This is a genomic window from Marinobacter psychrophilus (assembly GCF_001043175.1).
Classification (GTDB): domain Bacteria; phylum Pseudomonadota; class Gammaproteobacteria; order Pseudomonadales; family Oleiphilaceae; genus Marinobacter; species Marinobacter psychrophilus.
Window position 1 is genome coordinate 2,326,860 of the sequence record NZ_CP011494.1, and the last position, 20,916, is coordinate 2,347,775.

Here is a 20,916-nt window from a genome sequence, read left to right on the forward strand (position 1 = left end):
ACCTAGCTTACCTCCTTCTTGGCCGAAGGCTCCGGTTGATCCGGATTTACCAGTTGCGCAAACAGGGCTTCGTATTCCCGGGCCATACGCGCGGCAGAAAAACGCTCATCAACCAGCTTCCGGGCGTTGGTGACCATGTAACGAGCCATCTCAGGATTTGTGAGCACCTGACAACAATAGTCTACCAAGGCATTAACGTCGCCCAGAGGTGCAAGCAGGCCCGTCTCCCCATGTTTAACCAGTTGATCCACACCTGGAATGTCATAAGCAACAACGGGCACACCAACTGCCATGGCCTCCATCAGGCAACGGGGTATGCCTTCAAGGGAAGATGTCATCACAAAGAGGTCAAACTGTGACAGCAGGGCAAGCCTGTCGCTGCGAAAACCCAGAAACTCTATCGCGCTGGCGCTTTCCAGGGAGGCAGCCTGGGCTTCAAGTTCTGCCCTCTGGCTGCCATCGCCGAGCATTTTCAGCGTCATTGACTCATCCTTGGCGTAGAGTCTGTCAAACGCGGCCAGCAGGTCAGGCAACCCTTTCCGTGGAATCATTTGCCCGATGTAGCCGATGTTTTTGAAAATTTCCTGAGAGTCCCCAGCGGGCAGGTTCTGCGTAGCGGCGTCAATCTCCGTTAAATCGACGCCGTTGCGGATAAACCGGGTTTTGCTTGGGGGAACCTTGAAGCGGCTCATGTCGGCCTCTAGCTCTTCCGACAAGGGCGCAACCGCGTCGAAGTACCGGAGCATATAGGTACCAATTCGAATAAAAGTGGCCAGCTTAAATCCGACATTTCCCGCAAAGCCGTGAGGGGTGCTAACGCAGCGGATACCGGCTTTCTTTGCTGCTAAAAGTCCAAGAATATCGGATTTGTAGCCGTGGGTATGAATGATATCTATCTGCCGCCTTCGGATCACGTCCACCAACTGGCGAATAACCCGCAGATCGAACCGCCCCGCCATCTCCAGGTAATGAACTTCGCCTACAGCTTGGGGGTAGACCTCTGCCACGGTCAGATCCTGGTGTTCGCTCTCCCGGGTCACCGCCAGGTCGCAAGTCACGCAGTTCACGTCGATGTTATTTGCCAAAGCCAGCACCCAGCGTTCAGCGCCGTAAAAGCCGGCAGGCGTGATGAACTGCAGAATATTCAGACGTCGCATCAGCGCGAGGGCTCCTTGGTATAATTTGGTGTTAGTGAATTGGGCATCACATCGTCTTGTGCTTTGGAAACTGCCACTTTCGCTTTCCGGCGTTGCAAGAAATAGACGTTAATTCCGATAGCTAAAAGCAAAATCATCCAATACAAAATTTCAGCACGGAAACGGTTAATAAAGCTGCCAGCTGCCAAATAGCCCAGAAGCGCACATTCTAGCGCAAGCAATTTGAAATAAGATGCGTTGTCGTCACTTTCAAGCACCCATTTTTTTGCCTTTCGGGATAGCCTGAATAACGAGAAAAGCGCAATAACGAAGAGCCCGGTACCGGGCCAACCTACCTCACTCAACCCCTGAAACCAGAGCGAGTGAACGCTTTTTCCTCCCTCTCCCCCGTGATATTCCGGAGCAAGGTAAATGTCGGAAAGGAAGTTAAAACCATAGATTCCTGCACCTAACGGATAGTCTTTTGAAATATCCAGCGCGGCCATCCAGTAGTTAATGCGTTGCGAACCGCTTTCACCTTCGTCCTCTACATTTTCCATGGTGCGCATACGATCCCAGAACTGATCATCGGCAACATAGAGCCCTCCACTGATCCCAATAATAATAATGAAAACAGCCATCGCCCGCTGGCCTTCCTTTTGGTAGCGGGAAAACATCATATACAAAAGGAAAAGACCTGCACTAACCACAACGCCCACAAACGAGCCTCGGCTGTTGATCAGAACCAGGCCGTTCGCTATCAGAGCGCCACAAAAAACACAGAGTAATTTAACCTTTTTGTTGCCCATCCAGGCGTAGTACATAAGAAAAACCGCAGCGGGCACCAAAGCTGCGGCCGTATCATTTGCGTCTGGCGCGTCGGCCATGCCGATGCCTTCAACCCGGGCCCCCGCCCCTCGCCCGACAGACGTAGCCAAATAACCAATATAAGTGGCACCTAAAAGGTAGGCCCATATCGAAATATCTAGAATTCTGGGTGAATTGACCAGTTTGTAAGCGACCAAAACGATAATCACCAGTTTGGTGAACTGAAACGTGAACTGGTAGTGCACAGCAGGATTAAGAGCCCAAAAATAGACTAGGTAATGATATAACAACAGAACGATAATCCATTTGAAAGCGGGTAGCTCTTTCCATGGCGCCAGCGTGGAGTACTTTCGGTAGCCAATACCGAGCGAAATCAACATCAGAATAGATGCGATGAAGGAGTAACTGATGCCCGGTATTTCTGCAGCCCACCACCTGAAGTCTGGATTCAGGAAATAGACAAACTGATAAAGAATAAAGGAAGAAGCGCCACTATAAGTGAAGGTAGCAATAACACCGACTATAAACACCATCAAGAACACGAGCGCTATTTTAGACATAGTTCAGCTTGCCACCGATTTTCCAGCATGAAGGCTCAACCCACATAACCCCACCCCAAGCTTGCCAGTAAAAAAATTAGGCCAGCCACCCACCATGTAAGCCTTACCTTTGAATTCTGCGAGACGTACCCAGCATTAGTGTTCGCGGCTGGCCGTGCGCTGCTCCACGTAATCTGAGTTTCGCCCCTTGCCGCACTTAATACCCCACGGACGGAATACGCATTCACCAACACGAAATAATAGGGAGTTGACAGCCATATTGGGAGGTTGTTCTTGTCTTTGGACAGGTGTCCGGCTGTAGCGAGAGCTAGCAGCGCAAAAGACCCTAAGGTGATCAACCGGAACAGCAACAGCCCCTGGGCTGCTAACAATGCGCTGCCTGCGACACCAACGACGAGGAATACCGGTATTAGCCAGCGCATCAGCTTGTGGGAAACCACCTCCCAAGCGAAAATACCGGTTTTGCGGGGATTCATAACGGCTTTGACTTGCATAAGCCCCCGAATGCTGCGGTTTACAATCCGCTCTTTTCGAGCCACTTCGCGGCCGAAATCCCCTGCAGTTTCCTCAAAACAGTGTGCACGGGGGTCAAACCGGCCGCGATAGCCTTTGGCGATGATTTGTAGCGGGTTCACAAAATCGTTGATGTCCTGCGGCTGTAAAGGCTCCCAGAGCTCAGTGCGAATGGCGTAGATGGCGCCGTCGCCGCCGACTACGGAGTGCAGCTTTGATTCCATTTCTTTGATGGCCAGCTCATAACGCCAATAGAGGTCTTCATTGTTGGCGCTGGCACCGCTGTCTGCGTCTGTGTAGAGCGCAGCGCCTACGGCGTAGCCAACCTTTGGGTCGTCAAAGTTTTCTGCCAGGCGGCTGATGGCATCCGGGGCGTACATGGCGTTGGCGTCGCTGAACACGGTGATTTGGCTGTGTATCTGTTCCATGGCCAGGTTGATGCCCATGGTTTTTCCCAATCGGCCTTCTTGGCGGATCAGTGTGATGCGGGGGTTGCCAAGGGCTTTTACTTTTTCGTCGGTGCCGTCATCGGAGCCGTCGGACACGACAACGATGTTCAACTTGTCGGTGGGGTAGTCCAGCGCTGTGGCGTTGTTGAGTTTTTCTTCTATTACTGCGGCTTCGTTGAAGCAGGAAATGACCAGGGTTACGGTTGGGATGCTGCCATTTTCAGTGCCGACGTTTACCGGTGCTGGCTTTGGCTGACTGTTACGGGTGAGCAGCCACAAAATAGCGGGGTATCCGAAATACACGTAGACCGGCACCAGTAAGCACACAACGGTAACAAACAGAATAACGCTCATAAGGTGATATAACGCCGTAATTTAGGGCCAATCCAGTTGGCGACGGGCAAAGGAAAGCGCTGCCAGATGCGTTCGATTAGCGGGCGCAAACGGCTGACAGTTTTGCTTAAACTAGAACTTAAAATTTGGCCTGACACCGCGCCTTCGTTTGCCTGGCTGTCATTGCGCCAAATCAAATGGTGGGGTACTGCACCCCACTGCTTTTTAAAACGGAATGTGCCCTCGCCCAATGTGGAGCGGCCAAAATCAAACTGGGTGCAGCCCAGGTCATTCACTTTGGCCAGCAGGGTCCAGTACAACAGCATGTTCGGCGCCAGCTTGTTGTGTTCTTCAAGGGTAGACGCCCAGGGAATGCACGCCTGCTTGCCCTGTACCAGCACTATGCCACCACCTACCGGCTCGTTACCTTTGAACACCAGACCTACCAACATTTTGTCGCCGTATGCCCTACCCAGTTCTTTGAACCAGCTCAGGCTGTGCACCGGTGAACCTAGTCGCAGCATGTTTCGCGAAAATACCGCATAAAATGAGGCAATAGCGTCGTCGCCTTGGCGTACTTCTGCGGTTAAGCCATTTTTTTCCGCTTTGCGGATTTGGCTGCGCAGTTTGGGCTTGTAGCTTTTCATCAGGGTTTCACTACAGGCCGGCAATTCGCAGAGCATGCGCACTTTGGTGTCGCCGGCAAGCTCAGTGCATTCTTCCGGCAGCAGTTCTGGCCCGCCTTCGCGAATTTCCAGAGCAGCACCGCCGAGACTGGCGGCGAGATTCTGCGCCGCAAATCGCATTTCGTTGGCAATGTGCGGGCTGTTGGCCAGCAGCCCACCAAGATCGCAGAATGGCAGTGACACCAAGGTGCTTGGCCGAAAGGGTCGTTTCACTTCCACCAGCGGCAAGGCTCCGCACAGCTTGTCGTTTTGATGGGCGGTTACCACCCAGGCAGTGTGGCCGTAGGCTTTTTTGACTGCCGTTAACCAGCCGCTGTAATGGTAAGGGGTGGCGTTTGGTTGGCTGGCGATGTAGTCGTTGTAGTCTTTCAACGGCAGAGCCGACAGCCGTGCCGCACGTACCTGAAGTTCAGCGTTCATTAGGGGCTGTTTCCTTCAGCCAGAGCTGTTTGGTGCGCCGGGCGGCGTCTTCCAGTTTCAGCTTGAAGCGGCCACGTTGCAGTGACACCTGAGTGAGCTGCCGGTGCAACTGGCCCAGGTTGGCTTTGTAGCGTTCTTCGCCACCCATAAAGTCGTAATAGTGAAAGCCGTGGTGACGGTAGTCTTCAATGCACAGGGTGTGGCCCAGAAGCCCGGGTTTTAGCCGGTTGTCGCTTTCAGTTTCCATGCCGCCCAAGTAGAAATAGATAACGCCTTTGTGCAACAGGTTATAGAAGCTGGCGATTTCCTGGTCGCCGGCCATCAGCGATACCAGGTCTATACCGCCATCTGCCCATTGGGTTCGTATCAGTTCACGATGGAAGTGCAAAAAATCGGGGTTGGCAAAGCCACTCTGGTCGGCACCACTGCCCCAACGCTGAAGGTGTCGCGGGCCTATGCGATCAAACAATGCCAAGGCACCTTCTACGGAATCTGGCCGCTGCAACTGCACCTGGCCCCGCTGCTGGTATAAGCGTTCGCAGCGGTTTATTTGGTAACGGGTGTTGCGTGACAGGGTATCGAGGTAATGCACGCCACCGCGCCGCAGTTCGTCCAGATTCACTCCAAAACAGGGTGCTTCCCAGCGGATGTGTTTGTGTAACCCGGTTAGCTGGGCGTAGCGGTCGGCGTCTTTACTGTCGATGGCGCCGACAATGAATTCGTCCCATTCCGGCAATTCTTCACAGATATACTTTAACGACGCAGCAGCTACCCGGTCTTCATCGCCTTTTTCAGACAGAAAACCGTTGTATTCAATCCAGATCTGGTCTTGCAGGCGCTGCCCGGTTTGGTGCAAGCGCAGGCAATGGCTTTTCAGCACGCCATGGCGGCGTTCGCTGGTTTCAACCAACAGGCCCAAGCCGATAATGCGCTCGCCCTCGGTCACTTTTAACACCAGTGCTGCAGGCTTGTAAGTCGCCAGCCAATGCCCCAGCCACTGCCACGACAAAAACACCGTGGGTTCGGCGCGGTATTCCAGATCTTGCCAGTCAGCCTTCAAACCCGGGTAGGCGGAGGCTGGCTGCAATGTCACTGATAAGTTGGCCTTGGCCATGGCATTGCTTCCTGACACCTGTTTAATGCTGCGGATTCGGGTGTTTCACCAAGAATGGCCCAATGGCCAAGTAGTCCAGAGCTCCCTGCAAAAATGCACGAACGCCATCTTCCGGCGAGCTTACAATGGGCTCTTCGTGCATGTTAAAGCTGGTGTTGATCAGGCTGGGGATGCCGCTGATTTTTTCGTATTCTTTCAAAATGTCGTAATAGCCGGGATTCACGTGGCGCTGAATCAGCTGGGGCCGGGCGGTGTTGTCGACGTGCACGGCGGCCGGGCAGTTTTCTTTCATGAAATCGGTGCAGTCAAAGGTGATGGTCATGAATTCGGCGGCATGTTCGGCGCCTTTGATGTTGTGGTAGCACTTCTCGCGGGCCTCGTACAAGGTAACCGGGGCGAACGGCATGAATTCTGTGCGGCCCAGGCGCTTGTTCAGCCATTGGTTCACTTCAGGCTCGCGGGCGTGGTACATGATAGTGCGGTTACCAAGGGCACGAGGGCCGTATTCCATGCGGCCGTCAAAACGCGCGACTACGTTGCCGTTGTGAATCAGCTCGGCCACGTCTTTCGCGAGGTGTTCCGGACGCTGGTACGTCAGGCCTTCGGCTTTCAATGCTGCTTCAATTTCAGATTCGGAGTAATCCGGCCCCATGTAACTGTCACCCATGGACGGCTTTGCCCCACCCGGCCAGCTGTGATACATCGCCGCGCCGGTGCCGCAGCCGCCGTCGCCCATGTTGGGGTATACGAAGATGTGGTTTACGCCTTCGATTTCAAAAATGCGCTGGTTCAGCTTCACGTTGGCAGTAACGCCACCGGACAGCACAAGGGTGTCTATACCGGTTTTTTGTACCCAGTGGCGGATGTAATCGGTAGCCACTTTTTCCAGAACGTACTGATAAGCCGCCGCCACGTCGATTTTCGGAAACTTGGACGCCAGATAGCGGGAGAAGAACACGTTATTGGCTTCGTAAATGCGGAAGTCACCCGGCGTCTGTTGAATACGGGACAGCAGAATGTCGCCCAAGATAGACGGATCGCCGTAGGACGCCAAACCAACGATTTTGCCTTCGTGGCGGCTGGGTTTAAAGCCAAGGCTGGAGGTAACATGTTCGTACAGGGTACCCAGAGAGTTCGGGAACGGCAGGCCGTGCAAACGATGGATTTTGCCGTCGCGGCCTTCACTGATGGAACCGGCCAGGCCAGTTCCATAGCCATCCAGGGTAACGCACAGGGCACGATCGAAACCGCTGCACAGGAAACTGTTGGCAGCGTGGGACAGGTGGTGGTCCATACGCTTGATGGGGCCACTCCAGCCTACCGAGGCCAGGCCGTCGGTCAGTTCGGTTTGCCAATGCTGGAAAGATTCTTGTGCGTTCTCACCCCACTGCCGCGAGGCTTTCAACGCCATGGTGTTGGATGCCATTTTTGTGGCACCGGTCATGGAGTAGTAGGAGCTGTGCAAAAAGCTCTTTTCCATGATGGCGTTGGGGTGGGTTAGCCCGTGAATGGCTTCGCTGCGGTCTGGTACGCGGCTGAGAGCTTCTTTTATTTGCGGGCCCAGGTCTTTGGGTGCAAACGACTTTATAAATTCTTTTTCGTCTTCCAGGTTTTTCGAAAACAGCTTCTGTTCGTTTTCTGCGGTCAAGAACGGGTAGCAAACCAGGTCAAAATCTGACATGGACAGACCAGTGTAGGCAAGGGCTTTTTCCAGGGCCAGGCGCGGAAATCCGGATTGCTGTTTAACCCGGGTAAACCGTTCTTCGCCGGCGGCAAACAGAATGTTGCCGTCTTCAACGATGGATACCGTTGAGTCTTTATCTAACGGTGATATGCCAAGCACCTTCATTCCATTCTCTCCATAAGCGTTCGAATGCGGGCCGGTGATGATGCCTGGCCGCCTAATTCATTAAAGAAAAAATCAAAATACTGTCGAAAACTGTCCAGAAATAAGCGCAGTTGCGCCTCGCTCTGAACGTAAGAGGTGTGCCCGGGCACCACGCTGGGGCTATGGAAGCTCCAGGTAAAGGTGCGCACACCCTGTTTATACAGGGCACGGGTGAGCTTTATGTGTTCTGCCGGGACGAAGCCTTCTGGTGAGAGCATAAGCCGGTCTACCGCGCCCAGTCGTGACAGAATGCCGGGGGCTTTGAATTTTTTCAGGACCAGCGCAGACTCGTAGAGCGGAATGGCAAGGGCGTTAGCCCAGCCTATGAATCCGCCGCTGCACGGGATTTCCAGAATAGGTTTACCACTGTCGCTACCAAACCAAAACGGGTGGGCAGTGAATCGCCGGTAGTCCGGGCCGCCGTCTGCCCGGGAATCCAGGGGCGGACATACCGACAAATCGATGTTAAAACCCAGTTCCTGAAGTATGCCTGTGGTGTTCGGCCCAAAGCCGTAACGCCCGGCTTTGTAGGTGGTGGGTTTCACACCAAAATTGTCCGCGATGGTTTGCTGAAGAATTTTGAGTTTCTGCCGCTCCAGATCTTCAGGCAGATTCCCCGGGTAGCTGTTGGCGCGGTTGACTACTTCGGTTTGCGGCGGGTTTACCCAGGGATGCAAATGGGCGCCGATTTCGCACTGGCCGTCTAAGGTAAACTGCTTCAACAGGCCGTAACCGTGGGGCTGGCTGGCTACCGGGTAGTCGATGACGTAACACGGGCAAATGCCGTATTCGTTGAAAATACTCTGTACCCGGTCGATATGCGCCATGGCCGACACCTGATTTGCCTGGGCGTTTGGCTCGGCGCTCCAGTCAAATTCTTCTTCGGTGTCGATCACTACGATTAATTGCGGTGGCAATTCGCATGGCAGGTTGATGGCCTGGCGCTGTGAAAACATAGGTGCGTCCCTTAATCCCTGTGTCATAAAGCCTGCCGCCTAGCGCCGGCCGTTTAACGCAAAACCGTGGGTTAACTCTAAGCGGATAACGTATTGATCGCGATCATCGCTGCCCGTTCCGCTCCCCAAGTCGCTGCGCAGGTAGGATTGGTTAAACGCCACCGCGAATTCGGTGTTTTCTGCCAGTTGCCGTGACCAGCGGGTATCAAACCGGTGTATCTGATCAACAATGGTACCGGCCTGGTCTTCCGCATCGCCCTGCCAGCTGTAACCGAAAGTGATGCGCTGAAGGTCGGTTAACTGCACACCCAAGCTAACGCTGGAGCGGTATTCGTGGGTTTTGTCGCCGCTGATTTGAGATTTCAGCAAGGCGGCTTCTGCGGCCACGCTGAGTGTGCAGGCGTTGCACAGCAGATCGGTGCTGTGGGATATCGATACGGAATCGCTAACCACCAAATCTCGCAGCTCGACTGTTTCCGGTAAAAAATCAAATTCGGGCGGTAAATTCAGCGACAGCTCTGTGGCGCTGTCGGACAGCCTTCGGTTGTACTGAAGCGAGGTGCGGTATTGGTCGGCCACCCAGCTGCGGTCCAGGAACCCGGTTAATGCATCGCTGTCGGTTTCGGTATTGTTTGAATACTCGGTTGTTGCCCAACTTTGACCGCCACCGATGCTGAACGAGCCGTTTTCCAGATCGCGCCGGTACACCAGCTCGGCGCTGTCGATTGTTTGGTCAACACTGCTTCCGTCAGACCAACTCCGGTTGGCGTTAAGGCTGGCACTGGAGCGTTCGCTAAGCCTTCGGGTTAGCTCGGCGCCTGCCGTTAAGGAGTTTTCATCACTCAGGTCACCGCCACCAAAACTTTGGCCGGCCTGGCTGAACAGGCGCAAGGTAGATAGGCTGCCGGCATTAAAGCGTAAGCCTGCCCCGGCGCTTAAGGTGTTTCGGGTTTCGTAACTGGACGGGTTGACCACAAAGCCGGTGTTGTTGCGCACCGAGCTGACGGTGTGGCCCAGATTAAAATCCAAAGGCTGAGCCGGGTCGAAATAGGCGTAGCTGGCCGCGCCTGAAATGGAGCTGGTGTCTGTTTGGTCGCCAACGGAGGTGTCGCGCCTGGTTTCCAGGGTGCCACCGTATTGCAGTGCTAGCGAGTTTGCGCCGCTGGCAAGCACGCCACCAATACGACCAGATACACCCACGCTGGGTTCCGTGCGGGTGTCTGTGCCGCCGACACTGTCGGTTCGGGTGTGGGTGGCTGCCGTAAAGACGGAAGCGGAACCAGCAATGGATTGCAGTGTGCTGCCGTCAGCCACCTGTGCCGCTAGTGGCAATGGTAAACCACATACCGCGATTAATGCAGCCGATGAGCGGCCAAATCGTTTCCCTGCTCTGCGTTCCATGTGTTACTCCTGAAAAACCAGCCCGGCAAATTTGTCCGTTTCCAACAGACTAACCGCTTCTGCGATTTCGTCGCCTGTTACTTCGCCAAAGGGCACACCCATGATCACTTGGTCAGCAAAGCGTTCGAGTATGCGGGCTTCGGTGTTATCCCGGAACGCCGGGGCGTTGATCACGATACAGCGGTCCGGATAACGATTTTTCAATTCGCTGATCAGCTCGCGCATGCGCACCGCTGCAAACAGTTCTACCGCCGACGACGCCTGAGTGCCCGCCGGAATGACGCTTAAACGGGCAACGCCGCTGGCGTACAGAATATCTTTGATGTTCAAAGAACGATCGGCGACGAAGTCGGTCACACCAGCGCCTAAAGGAACCGACACCAGGTTCTGGAGATTCTGGTTGTATGGGTCGCAATCTACCAGCAGCGCAGACGTGTGTGAGTCGAGTGCAAAGGCCGCCGCCAGGTTGTACGCGGTGGCGACGGAGCTGCCGCCCAGTCCCAACGAGCTGAACATAACCGCAAAATTGCCCTCGCCGTGGCGGCTGCGCAGCTGAATTCGCAGTTCGCGGTAGGCGTCCATCACCTCTTTATCTGGCATGCCAAGATAGATGATTTTCTTTTCCCGCAACTGCTCCCGGCTCCAGGGGTTGGGATTTCCGATCAGTTCCAGCGAAACGGCAGAGTCATAGACCGTTGGCGGGCGCTCTGAATCTGCACTTTGTGCTGCACCCAGCTGTCGACGTGGCGCTTCGACACCGGCAAAGGGCCGTTCTTTGCGGAAGTTGTCTTCAGAACTCGCTTCGCCTGCTGAATGGGCGCTTTGGCGTTCTTTCTGATTTTTCAGCAACGCGTTGTAAAGTTTGTTGTCGTCCACTAGCTGCCCCCGAACCCGGTTAACTCGCGGGCTTTATTGATCAATTGTTCCGGGGTTATTCCCATTACGCTGAACAGCAGCACGCCGAGGTAGACCGCCATGAACACGGCCAAAATAAACAGTATGGCCATGACATCCTTGCGTAGCAGGCGGTCTTTCCAGGTACTACGGTAATGCGGAATACTGGTCAGCACCGGAAGGCCCGCGGGCAATGACAGCTGCAAAGCTCTCGGCGAGCGCAAGCGCTGGTCAAACATCACCAGCATAACCAACAGGCCTAGCACCATGGTGCTGCCCAAAAACGGGCCAGCCAAGCCAACCTGGTAAAGTTGTAGCCCATCCCAAGTGGTAGGATAAGTCGCCGGCTCCTGAATTTTGTAGCTTACGCCCTCGCCTTGTACGTCGAGGGTCATGGATAACCTTGCTCGCTCGCGGCGTTGCAGCATGTCGTCGTAAACGCCGCGGGTGACGTCGTAATCGCGGGTCAGATCAGAGAACTCGGCCTGGTTTTCGGCGACGCGTTGGGAACGTTCAAAGGCTTCTTCTAACAGCCGCTCAAGCGATACCAGTCGATTGGTTTGTACCGCTAGGCGAGTGGTGCCCTCCGAGAGCTGAATTTTCAGGTTCTCGTAGACCGGGTTTTCCATCACTTCGGTCACCCCACCCTCACGGGAGGAATCACTCTGGCCAGACACTTGGCGTTCCAGGTCGGCAATCTGTGCCAGAGTGCTGATGACGTCTGGATGGCGCTCTTGATAGCGCAACAGTAGCGAATCCAATTCTATTCGCATCGACGCCAGACGGCGCTCTGCAGCGGACTTGCCAGGGTCTACGGTAATGCGGCGTACCGGTTGTTCCCGGGACAGCTGTTCGCGGGTTAAGCGTACTTCGGCCTCGGATTGCTGCAGTTCCAACTTCAGATTTTCAATTTCGCCGCGCAGGCTTTCGATGCGCGCCATGGCGCTGTTTTCATTGCCGTCTTGGTTGGCACTTTTGAATTCTTTCAGCCGCTCTTCGGCGTCTTCTAGCTGGCGCTGGTAGGTTTTTACCTGAGAATCAATAAACTCAAACGCGCCCTGGCTTTCAGATCGTTTTTTACGCACTGAGCGCTCAATAAACCGGCTTAAAGCCGCGCTGAGTACCTGAAATGAGCTGTCTGGATTGCGGCTGGTGTAAGTCAGTTCCAGGAAACTGCGGTTAGACACGCTCAATCGAATCTGTTTGCGCAATTCACTGATGATGCCGTTGCGCGTTGCATCGGCTTCGCCGCCGTTGATCATTCCGGTGTCCAGCGCGACTTGCTCCAGAAATGACCGGCTTTGAATCATCTCGCGGGCTTCGTTAATGCGGTCAAGCTGGGTGACTTCAGCCTGGCCGCGCAGTAGTGGTACAAGAATGTTGGACTGGTCGGCGTAGAGCACCGCCTTGGATGTATAGCTTTTCGGGGTAACGTACCCCATTGTTAAAACACCGGCTGTTACCAACATAAAGATAACAGCCGCCGCCAACCTGTGGCGATAAAGCTCAAGCTTTACCGCACGCAGGGTGTCGATGATGAACTGTAGATCCATCAGAGCTCGCCTCGGAACAACTGTTTGCGGGGCACGCTGATGACGTCACCGGCCTGCAAGGTGTGGTTGGTCTTCATGTCGCCTTCGGTGAGGATGGCGGCCAGATTCAGGCCGTAGCTCTTATATTCCCCATCGACCTGGCGGTGCAACACTGCACGGCCGTCGGCAGCAAAGTCGGTCACGCCACCGGCGATGAGTACCAAATCCAGTACGGTCATGCCTGGCTGAAAGGCAACGGACTGGGGTGACGCTACTTGGCCGGTAATGCGAAGGCGGCTGCGGAATTCTTTGCTGGCCGGTGAGGTAACCATAACGGAGACTTCGGGGGTGCGAATGAACTCGCTCAGGGCAGTGCCTACTTCGGTGGCCAGTTCTTCAGGGCGTTTGCCATCGGCTTTCACATCGCCCATCAGGGGCATAGAAATAAAGCCGTCCGGGCGCACCACAATGGTTTGATTTAGTTCCGGGTTACGCCACACGTGTACTGCGATGGTGTCGCCCACACCAATTTCATAGGCTTCGACGTCCATTTCGGAAGACGGAGGCATTTGTGCGGAAGATGGCAGGCCGGAGCAACCCGCCAACACAAGCGTGAACAATGTCGTACAAACTGCTGCAATCGTTTTAAACCTGCCCATAATTTTCTCCAGATCCCTGTGTTTTTGTCGTTGTTTCTTTTGTTACTGCCGCTGCTACCGCACGCCTTTGCCCAAAAGCACCACTTCCACTGTTTGAATCATAATGAGTATGTCCATCAGTAGACTGTGATTTTTCGAGTAATAAAGGTCGTATTCCAGTTTGCCTTTGGCGTCTTCTACCGAAGCGCCGTAAGGGTATTTAAGCTGGGCCCAGCCCATTAAGCCAGGCTTTACGTAATGCCGTGTGTCGTAAAGCGGTATTTTCTCTTTCAATTCAGAGACAAATTCCGGCCTTTCCGGGCGCGGCCCGACAAAACTCATTTCGCCTTTGATCACGTTGTAAATCTGTGGCAGCTCATCCAACCGAGTGTTGCGTATGAACCCACCAACACGGGTGACGCGGTTGTCGTTCGCCGAAGCCCAGCGGGCTTTGCCGTCTTTTTCTGCATCCTGGCGCATGCTGCGAAATTTATAGATGCGAAATTCTTTGCCCAGCAGGCCGATTCTTTGCTGACTATAGAGCACCGGGCGGCCAGTCTCTAGGAATACTGCAATAGCGGTTAGTATAATAAATGGCGACATAATGGCCAGCAATGCGAGGCTCAGCGCAAGATCGACAAAACGCTTAGCAAGCGCGCGGCGACGAGAGGCGCTAAAGCCGTCGGAAAACAGGATCCAGGACGGATGCACCATATCGAGTTTGGCTTTTTTCAGCTCGCGCTCGTAAAAATCTACCCCGCTGGTCACGGTGATGCCGCGCAGTTTGCATTCCATTAAGCCCGCCATAGGTAGAAAGCCACCCTGGGCTTGGCGCCGTTCTTGTGCGGCAATCACAATTTCAGACACTTTGTTGTGGCGGCAAAACTCGTGGAAATTGACGGGGATTGGCAGTAACTGATCTTTTTTTACAGCGGCCTGGTCCGAGTTGTCTGCAATGCAACCGATGATGCGAACGCCCATGGCGCGCATGTTCTGTTCGTACTCTTGCATTAAGTTAGCGGCAAACGGGCCTGCGCCAAACACCACTACCCGGCGTACCAGTTGTTCTGAATCTACTACTTTTAAAAAGGCCAGCCGGCACAGAATGACAATTAACGAGGATAGAGCAACGGCGTAAAATAGCGCGGAACTGCCCGGGTCAAGCGCTGGCACGAACAAATAGACAATGGTGAGCCCCAGGCCGCCTACGAAGCAGTAAGCCACCAAAGTGCGGAAAAACAGGGAAATGGCGTTTTCATTCGCAAGGGACGAATAGCCACCCATAGACAAGGTACCAGCGCTGAGCATAAGCGCGAAAACCAGCGCGGCTAAGGTACCAGGCGCCAGTTCAGGCGGTAGAAAAATGACCAGCTGTACGCCGGACGCGAGCAGGCGATACACAAAAAACAGCAGGCAAAACTCCAGCGTGCCAAGCAACAGATACGGAATGTGCAAAAACTGTTTCCGAAAACGAATATAGGACAAACCAAACTTCCTTGCCGCTCGCTTATTGTTTAATCGAAAAATCGACGCTGTAACCTGGACGACTTTAAGCCCTTTGTATCTTTATGTAACAAGCATTTACCGCTCTATAACCATGACTGAGATATTACGGGTAAGGCGATTGTTTTTGAACCTGTAGTAGGTGAGAATTGCATAATACTTGCAATAAGGATGCCCACGCCCATGTCAGATCGGCAGAAGAGTGAAACCAGCGCACCTGCTGCCGCGTCAGGCGACACTTTACGCGACAGAGAGGGCGGTGCAGGAACGCTACACGCCATGAGCATTGATGTGGAAGACTACTTTCACGTGGCCGCTTTGGCAAAGGTGATTCACCCGGACCAGTGGGGCAGCCTGCCCAGCCGTGTAGAGCAAAACACCGAGCGCCTGTTGGCACTGTTCGAGCGCAATAATGTGAAGGCCACATTTTTTGTGTTGGGCTGGGTGGCCGACAAGTACCCGCAATTAGTGCGCAAAATTGCCGCTGGGGGTCATGAAGTGGCGTCCCACGGCTACAGCCACCAGCTGATTTACAGCCAGACTCCGGACGTGTTCCGCAAGGAAACTATGCGCTCAAAAGCGCTGCTGGAAGACATAATTGGGGCCGAGGTGAGCGGTTATCGCGCTGCCAGCTATTCGATTACCCATAAATCGCTGTGGGCGCTGGATATTCTGGCGGAGTGCGGGTTTACCTGGGATTCCAGTATTTTCCCGGTGCGCCATGACAATTACGGCATTCCGGGTTCGCCCCGTGCTCCCTACACCATTGAAACTGAAAAAGGCCATTTGCTGCGGGAATTCCCGCTGACCACGGCCAAGATCGGCGGGCTGTCTATACCGGCGGCGGGCGGGGGCTATTTTCGCCAATTCCCCTACCCTATTTTCCGCTATTTGTTCAATAACGCCTCTGGCGGTGGCAGCCGGCCGCAAATGTTTTACCTGCACCCTTGGGAGATAGACCCAGACCAGCCGCGCTACAACAACGCCAGCTGGTTTTCCCGCTTCCGTCATTACACCAATCTGGATAAGTGCGAGCACCGCCTGGAAAGGCTGATGCAAGACTTCCACTTTGGTACAGTGTCACAAAGCTACAATGCGTATAAACCCGAGAGCTCTCAGTCGGGCACGCGACTGACCACCCAACAGATGGTCGGACTGGCCTGAAACTGACGGGGATTGCCCATGTATTTAGAATTTTTCGGCCTGCACAGAAACCCGTTCCGGATTACGCCGGAAGACGACTTTATTTACATGAGCCAGCAGCATTCGCGGGCTTATGTGTACATGTCGTCGGCTATCTGGAGCTCAGAAGGTTTTGTGGTGATCAGTGGCGAAATCGGCTCTGGTAAAACTACCCTGCTAAAGAAAACCATCCGCAATATGGATGGGGATTTGAAGCTGTTGAACGTGGCCTACACCAACCTGGAATCCAAGGACCTGTTCAGCCTGATTCTACGCAAGGCGGGATTGAAGGCCGAAGACGACAGCAAGGTGGGCATGCTGTTTCAGATTACAGAGTATCTCGAGAAGATGGCCGCCGAAGGCACGCCAGTGGTACTGACTATCGACGAAGCCCAAAATCTGACCCGGGAAAACCTGGAAGACGTACGCATGCTGGCCGGTATGGAAAGTATGGGCGGGCCATCCATGCGGGTGATTCTACTGGGCCAGCCCGAGCTTAAAAAGGCGGTCACTTCTATTCCCCAATTGGCGCAACGGGTAAAGCTGTTTTTCCATCTGGAAGGGCTAACGCCAAAAGAAACCGCTGAGTACATTGATTACCGCTTGCTGGTGTCTGGCCACGGTGGCAATAAGCTGTTTGATAAAGACACGGTTCAAGAGATTCACGATTTGAGCCATGGCATTCCGCGCCTGATTAACAAGCTGTGCGACGGTATGATGATGTGCGCCTACGCTGAAGACCGGCCGTTTATAGACCCCCACGACTTGAAAAACATCCGCAAGGATTTGCTAGGCGAAGACGACGAGCCAAAGGCAAAACTGCCGGAGAGCGCGCAGCACAACAGAAACGCGCGCCCTGCCCCGGTTAGCGCGCAATCAGGCGAGGGCTTCGGTGACCTGTCAAAAACCCTGCAGCGTATTGCCAGTGCTCTTGAGAGCATTGATGGGCGTTTGGCAAAGATGTCACCAGAAGGGAAATCCTCACAAAAAGACTCCGTTAGTTCCACTGACAATATAAAGCCACTCACGCCCTTCTGGAAGAAATAGCCGGATAAGCATCGTCGAGTTATTTTACACAGTGGGCAAGTGATTGTTATGCCTTATTATTTTCTTTACAAGGGCATTTAAACGTCGCATATGTAGACACAACTCTTAGCTATACATGTTTTGTGTCGATTTTTTTTACATATACTCCAGCAAAGTCGCGACCTAAAACTTTTAAAGCACTGAAATAAAAACAAAAAAGTTTTCTGGCACCAAGTTTGCTTAATTTAATTAAGCCTAGAAAAAAACTTAGTTAAGGAAAATCTTATGTCTTTATTCAACCGTATCGCCGCTATAAGCGCTTTCAGTTTTTCTCTTGCTATTGCAGCCCCTGCCATTGCGGCCCCTGTCACTGGAAACCTGATTCAGAATGGCAGCTTCGAAAGCAACTCCATATCTGTGAATAGCTGGAAATCGTTCGCTGTTATCGATGGATGGAAAGCCGATAACAACAGATTCGAAATTTGGAACAACTTTAGGGGCGAAACCGCTAAAGAAGGTAACCAATTTGTCGAGCTAAACGCCGATCCTGGTACAGGCGCTGCTTTCAGTTTTTATCAGAATATCAGTACCGTTATAGGCCAAACCTACGACATCAGCTTTGCTTATCAGGCCCGCCGTAACAACAACGAAGAATTTTCCTTTTCTGTCACTCCAAGTGGAAGTCTTACCTGGCTGCTCATCACCGACCACACGACTAGTAACTGGAGCACGTTCCAAAATTCATTCGTAGCCCAGGACGCAATCACTAAAATCACCTTCACTTCTGTAACACCGCTGACTGGCACCGTTGGCAATTTCATTGATGATGTAAAAGTGACCGCAGCGGTTCCAGAGCCTGGCACCCTGGCGCTTCTTGGTCTGGGCCTGTTTGGTTTGACTGCTGCGCGCCGTCGTAAGAACGTCGCGTAAGTTAATAGCCTAAAAGGTAAGTTTCACCGGTCATTCCCTGACTGGCGAGCCTTTAAAAACCTCGGCCCTGTGCCGGGGTTTTTGCTTTCTACGATTCCTGACAAGAGTTCATCACATTTTGTTCAAATCACAAACAGCGACGTAAATTCGTGAACGGCCATGCATTCCAGCTCCGCCTGGCTTTGTAGCGCTTGGGAGATTCGCTGGCATTGGCCTGCGGGGAAACGAGTTGCAAGGTTCTGCTCGAACTTCTGTTTAAGCAGCGGAATCGCGGCTTCGCGACGGCGGCGATGGCCTATCGGATATTCGACGACCACGTTTTCTGTGCTTGTACCGTCTTTAAAGAAAATCTGTACCGCATTGGCGATTGAGCGCTTGCTTGAGTCCAGATAATCCGCGGAGTAAGCCTCGTTTTCGACAACCTCCATTTTGCCTCTTAGCTGATCAATCACTGGGTGGGCACTGTGAAAGCTGTCTTCATAGTGCTCGGCCGTGAGTTCACCAAATATCAGCGGCACGGCTGTCATGTATTGCAGGCAGTGGTCGCGGTCTGCAGCGTTGGCCAGGCTGCCCACTTTGGAAATGATACGAATGGCGGATTCGTGGGTGGTCAGTACTATTTTATCAATATCTTGCAGGCGGTCTTTCACTTGTGGGTGAAGTGTGACAGCGGCTTCTGCGGCGGTTTGAGCGTGGAATTCTGCAGGGAAAGACACTTTGAACAGGATGTTTTCCATCACGTAGGAACCAAATGCCTGTCGTAAAGAAAGCTGACACTTGTCTGCAGGTTTGATTTTTTGGTCTTTGTTGGTTTTGCTGAACAGCACATCGTTAAAGCCCCACTGGGGTGCTGTGAGCGCGCCGGGTATGCCCATTTCGCCGCGCATGGCAATGTCTGCCAAGCGCACGGCTCTGGAGGTGGCGTCGCCTGCGGCCCAGGATTTGCGGGAACCGGCGTTGGGGGCATGGCGATAGGTGCGCAGGGATTGGCCGTCTACCCAGGCGTGTGACAGCGCTGACAGCAACTGGTCACGGTTGGCGCCCATCAGCCGAGCCACCACGGCGGTAGACGCCACTTTCACCAGCAGAACGTGGTCTAGCCCTACCCTATTGAACGAGTTTTCCAGCGCCAGCACGCCCTGGATTTCGTGGGCCATGATCATGGCTTCCAGCACGGCTTTCATGGCGATGGGGGATTTGCCTTCGGCCACGCGCTTTTGCGACAGGTGGTCTGCTACGGCGAGTATGCCGCCCAGGTTGTCTGACGGGTGGCCCCATTCGGCCGCCAGCCAGGTGTCGTTGTAATCCAGCCAGCGAATAATGCAACCAATGTCCCAGGCGGCTTTGACCGGATCCATACGGAACGATGTGCCGGGGACTCGCGCGCCGTTGGGTACGATGGTGCCTTCTACCAACGGGCCTAAAAGCTTGGTGCATTCCGGAAATTTCAGGGCCAGAAGGCCGCAACCCAAGGTGTCCATCAAGCAATGGCGGGCGATGGTCCAGGCCTCGTCACTTTTGATTTGGTAGTTGAGGACGTAGTCGGCGATGGTTTGCAGGATATCGTCGTAATCCGGGCGTTCGTTTAGATCGAATGTGGCAGACATGGATTTTCTCCTGTTTGAAATGTGCGGGTAAAAAAATACCCCCGGCTGGGTCTCCGGTTATTCCCTAAGGGTAGCCGGTTATTAGCGCGGGGGTACTTTCAAAATCTGGAAAGCTACGAAGCTAAAACGAATCTCCGGGAATTCTTACCCAGCCTTCCATCAGCACTCGCGCGCTGCGGCTCATAATAGCCTTTTTGGCTGTCCACTGGCCGTCTACTTCTTTGGCTTCTGCACCCACCTGCAAGGTGCCAGACGGATGGCCAAAGGTGACCGATGTACGGTCACCGCCGCCAGCCGCCAGGTTTACCAGGGTGCCGGGAATGGCCGCAGCCGTTGCTATAGCGACGGCCGCTGTACCCATCATGGCATGGTGCAGTTTGCCCATAGACAAAGCTCTAACGACTAGGTCTATGTCGTCAATGGCAATGGCTTTACCGCTTGAAGCGCTGTAGCCCGCAGGCGGCGCAACAAACGCTACTTTTGGTGTGTGCTGGCGCGCAGCCGCTTCTTCGATGTTCTGGATCAGCCCCATTTTCAGCGCACCGTAGGCACGAATAGTTTCAAACATCACCAGCGCCTCGGGGTTGCCATTAATCGCATCCTGCAGTTCGGTGCCGTTGTAGCCCACCGCGTCTGCATTGATAAACACCGTGGGAATACCGGCGTTGATCATGGTGGCTTTCAGGGTTCCAACGCCTGGTACTTCCAGGTCGTCGACCAGGTTGCCGGTGGGGAACATGGCGCCTTCGCCGTCGGCCGGGTCGATGAATTCCACTTGTACTTCGGCCGCTGGGAAGGTGACCCCATCCAGCTCGAAATCACCGGTTTCCTGCACTTCGCCATTGGTGACCGGTACTTTGGCTATGATGGTTTTGCGTATGTTGGCCTGCCAGATGCGGACGATGACTGTTCCACTTCCTGTACCATTTTCGGGTAAGCGATCTTTTTCCACATAGCCACTGCTAATGGCAAAGGCCCCGACTGCTGCGGTGAGGTTGCCGCAGTTGCCGCTCCAGTCCACAAAGGGTTTGTCTATGCTGACCTGGCCAAACAGATAATCCACATCGTGGTCTGGCTGGGTGCTTTTGCTCAAAATAACGGTTTTACTGGTGCTGGAGGTTGCACCGCCCATGCCGTCGGTCTGTTTGCCGTAGGGATCCGGGCTGCCGATCACCCGCAGCAACAGGTTATCCCGGGCCGGGCCCGGGATCTGCGCGCGCTCGGGCAGGTCTTCCAAACGGAAGAACACGCCTTTGCTGGTGCCGCCGCGCATATAGGTCGCGGGGATTTTTACTTGTGGTACCTGGCTCACAAGACCGC

17 protein-coding genes are annotated in these 20,916 nt (G+C 53.9%); 3 read left to right on the forward strand and 14 right to left on the reverse strand.

Annotated features, from left to right (window positions below; all coding sequences use genetic code 11):
* Positions 1-2 precede the first annotated feature (2 nt).
* The 12 genes from ABA45_RS10395 to ABA45_RS10450 are packed head-to-tail and all read right to left on the reverse strand — an operon-like array spanning position 3 to position 14,833.
* Positions 3-1,157, reverse strand: coding sequence for a glycosyltransferase family 4 protein (locus ABA45_RS10395; protein WP_048385912.1), 1,155 nt, complete (start codon positions 1,155-1,157; stop codon positions 3-5).
* Complete coding sequence (locus tag ABA45_RS10400) at positions 1,157-2,524, reverse strand: O-antigen ligase family protein (protein ID WP_048385914.1); 1,368 nt, start codon at positions 2,522-2,524, stop codon at positions 1,157-1,159. The genes ABA45_RS10395 and ABA45_RS10400 overlap by 1 nt, the downstream gene beginning before the upstream one ends.
* A gap of 35 nt (positions 2,525-2,559) precedes the next feature.
* Positions 2,560-3,840: a glycosyltransferase family 2 protein gene (locus ABA45_RS10405; RefSeq protein WP_084708324.1), complete on the reverse strand. Its 1,281-nt coding sequence runs from the start codon at positions 3,838-3,840 to the stop codon at positions 2,560-2,562.
* Positions 3,837-4,925: a GNAT family N-acetyltransferase gene (locus ABA45_RS10410; RefSeq protein ID WP_048385916.1), complete on the reverse strand. Its 1,089-nt coding sequence runs from the start codon at positions 4,923-4,925 to the stop codon at positions 3,837-3,839. Before ABA45_RS10410 ends, ABA45_RS10405 begins: the two co-directional genes overlap by 4 nt.
* Positions 4,915-6,039, reverse strand: coding sequence for a GNAT family N-acetyltransferase (locus ABA45_RS10415; protein WP_048385918.1), 1,125 nt, complete (start codon positions 6,037-6,039; stop codon positions 4,915-4,917). The genes ABA45_RS10410 and ABA45_RS10415 overlap by 11 nt, the downstream gene beginning before the upstream one ends.
* A gap of 22 nt (positions 6,040-6,061) precedes the next feature.
* Positions 6,062-7,888 carry a carbamoyltransferase family protein gene (locus ABA45_RS10420; protein WP_048385920.1) on the reverse strand — a complete coding sequence of 609 codons (1,827 nt, stop codon included), beginning with the start codon at positions 7,886-7,888 and terminating at the stop codon, positions 6,062-6,064.
* The gene (locus tag ABA45_RS10425; protein WP_048385922.1) at positions 7,885-8,883 is read right to left on the reverse strand and encodes a polysaccharide deacetylase family protein; all 999 of its coding nucleotides are present in this window, start codon (positions 8,881-8,883) and stop codon (positions 7,885-7,887) included. Before ABA45_RS10425 ends, ABA45_RS10420 begins: the two co-directional genes overlap by 4 nt.
* 39 nt (positions 8,884-8,922) lie before the next feature.
* Positions 8,923-10,284, reverse strand: a complete 1,362-nt coding sequence (locus ABA45_RS10430) for a porin family protein (RefSeq protein ID WP_048385924.1) — start codon at positions 10,282-10,284, stop codon at positions 8,923-8,925.
* Positions 10,285-10,287: 3 nt separating this feature from the next.
* The gene (locus tag ABA45_RS10435) at positions 10,288-11,160 is read right to left on the reverse strand and encodes a P-loop NTPase family protein (protein ID WP_048385926.1); all 873 of its coding nucleotides are present in this window, start codon (positions 11,158-11,160) and stop codon (positions 10,288-10,290) included.
* The gene (locus tag ABA45_RS10440; protein WP_048385928.1) at positions 11,160-12,731 is read right to left on the reverse strand and encodes an XrtA system polysaccharide chain length determinant; all 1,572 of its coding nucleotides are present in this window, start codon (positions 12,729-12,731) and stop codon (positions 11,160-11,162) included. The genes ABA45_RS10435 and ABA45_RS10440 overlap by 1 nt, the downstream gene beginning before the upstream one ends.
* A complete protein-coding gene (locus ABA45_RS10445; protein ID WP_048385930.1) occupies positions 12,731-13,369 on the reverse strand; it encodes an XrtA/PEP-CTERM system exopolysaccharide export protein in 639 nt (212 codons plus the stop codon). The genes ABA45_RS10440 and ABA45_RS10445 overlap by 1 nt, the downstream gene beginning before the upstream one ends.
* A 54-nt stretch (positions 13,370-13,423) precedes the next feature.
* The gene (locus ABA45_RS10450) at positions 13,424-14,833 is read right to left on the reverse strand and encodes a TIGR03013 family XrtA/PEP-CTERM system glycosyltransferase (RefSeq protein ID WP_048385931.1); all 1,410 of its coding nucleotides are present in this window, start codon (positions 14,831-14,833) and stop codon (positions 13,424-13,426) included.
* Between the two features lie 201 nt (positions 14,834-15,034).
* Between ABA45_RS10450 and ABA45_RS10455 the strand changes: the two genes are divergently transcribed.
* The 3 genes from ABA45_RS10455 (at position 15,035) to ABA45_RS10465 (ending at position 17,989) form a co-directional block, all read left to right on the forward strand.
* Complete coding sequence (locus ABA45_RS10455; RefSeq protein ID WP_053076170.1) at positions 15,035-16,015, forward strand: XrtA system polysaccharide deacetylase; 981 nt, start codon at positions 15,035-15,037, stop codon at positions 16,013-16,015.
* Between the two features lie 18 nt (positions 16,016-16,033).
* Positions 16,034-17,080: an ExeA family protein gene (locus ABA45_RS10460; protein ID WP_048385933.1), complete on the forward strand. Its 1,047-nt coding sequence runs from the start codon at positions 16,034-16,036 to the stop codon at positions 17,078-17,080.
* A gap of 264 nt (positions 17,081-17,344) precedes the next feature.
* The gene (locus ABA45_RS10465) at positions 17,345-17,989 is read left to right on the forward strand and encodes a PEP-CTERM sorting domain-containing protein (RefSeq protein WP_048385935.1); all 645 of its coding nucleotides are present in this window, start codon (positions 17,345-17,347) and stop codon (positions 17,987-17,989) included.
* 122 nt (positions 17,990-18,111) lie between these two features.
* On the opposite strand, the gene prpD is transcribed toward ABA45_RS10465, so the two are convergent.
* A complete protein-coding gene (gene prpD / locus ABA45_RS10470) occupies positions 18,112-19,596 on the reverse strand; it encodes a 2-methylcitrate dehydratase (protein WP_048385937.1) in 1,485 nt (494 codons plus the stop codon).
* 121 nt (positions 19,597-19,717) lie between these two features.
* Entirely contained in the window at positions 19,718-20,908 is a 1,191-nt protein-coding gene (gene prpF, locus ABA45_RS10475) for a 2-methylaconitate cis-trans isomerase PrpF (RefSeq protein WP_048388972.1), read from the reverse strand.
* Positions 20,909-20,916 lie beyond the last annotated feature (8 nt).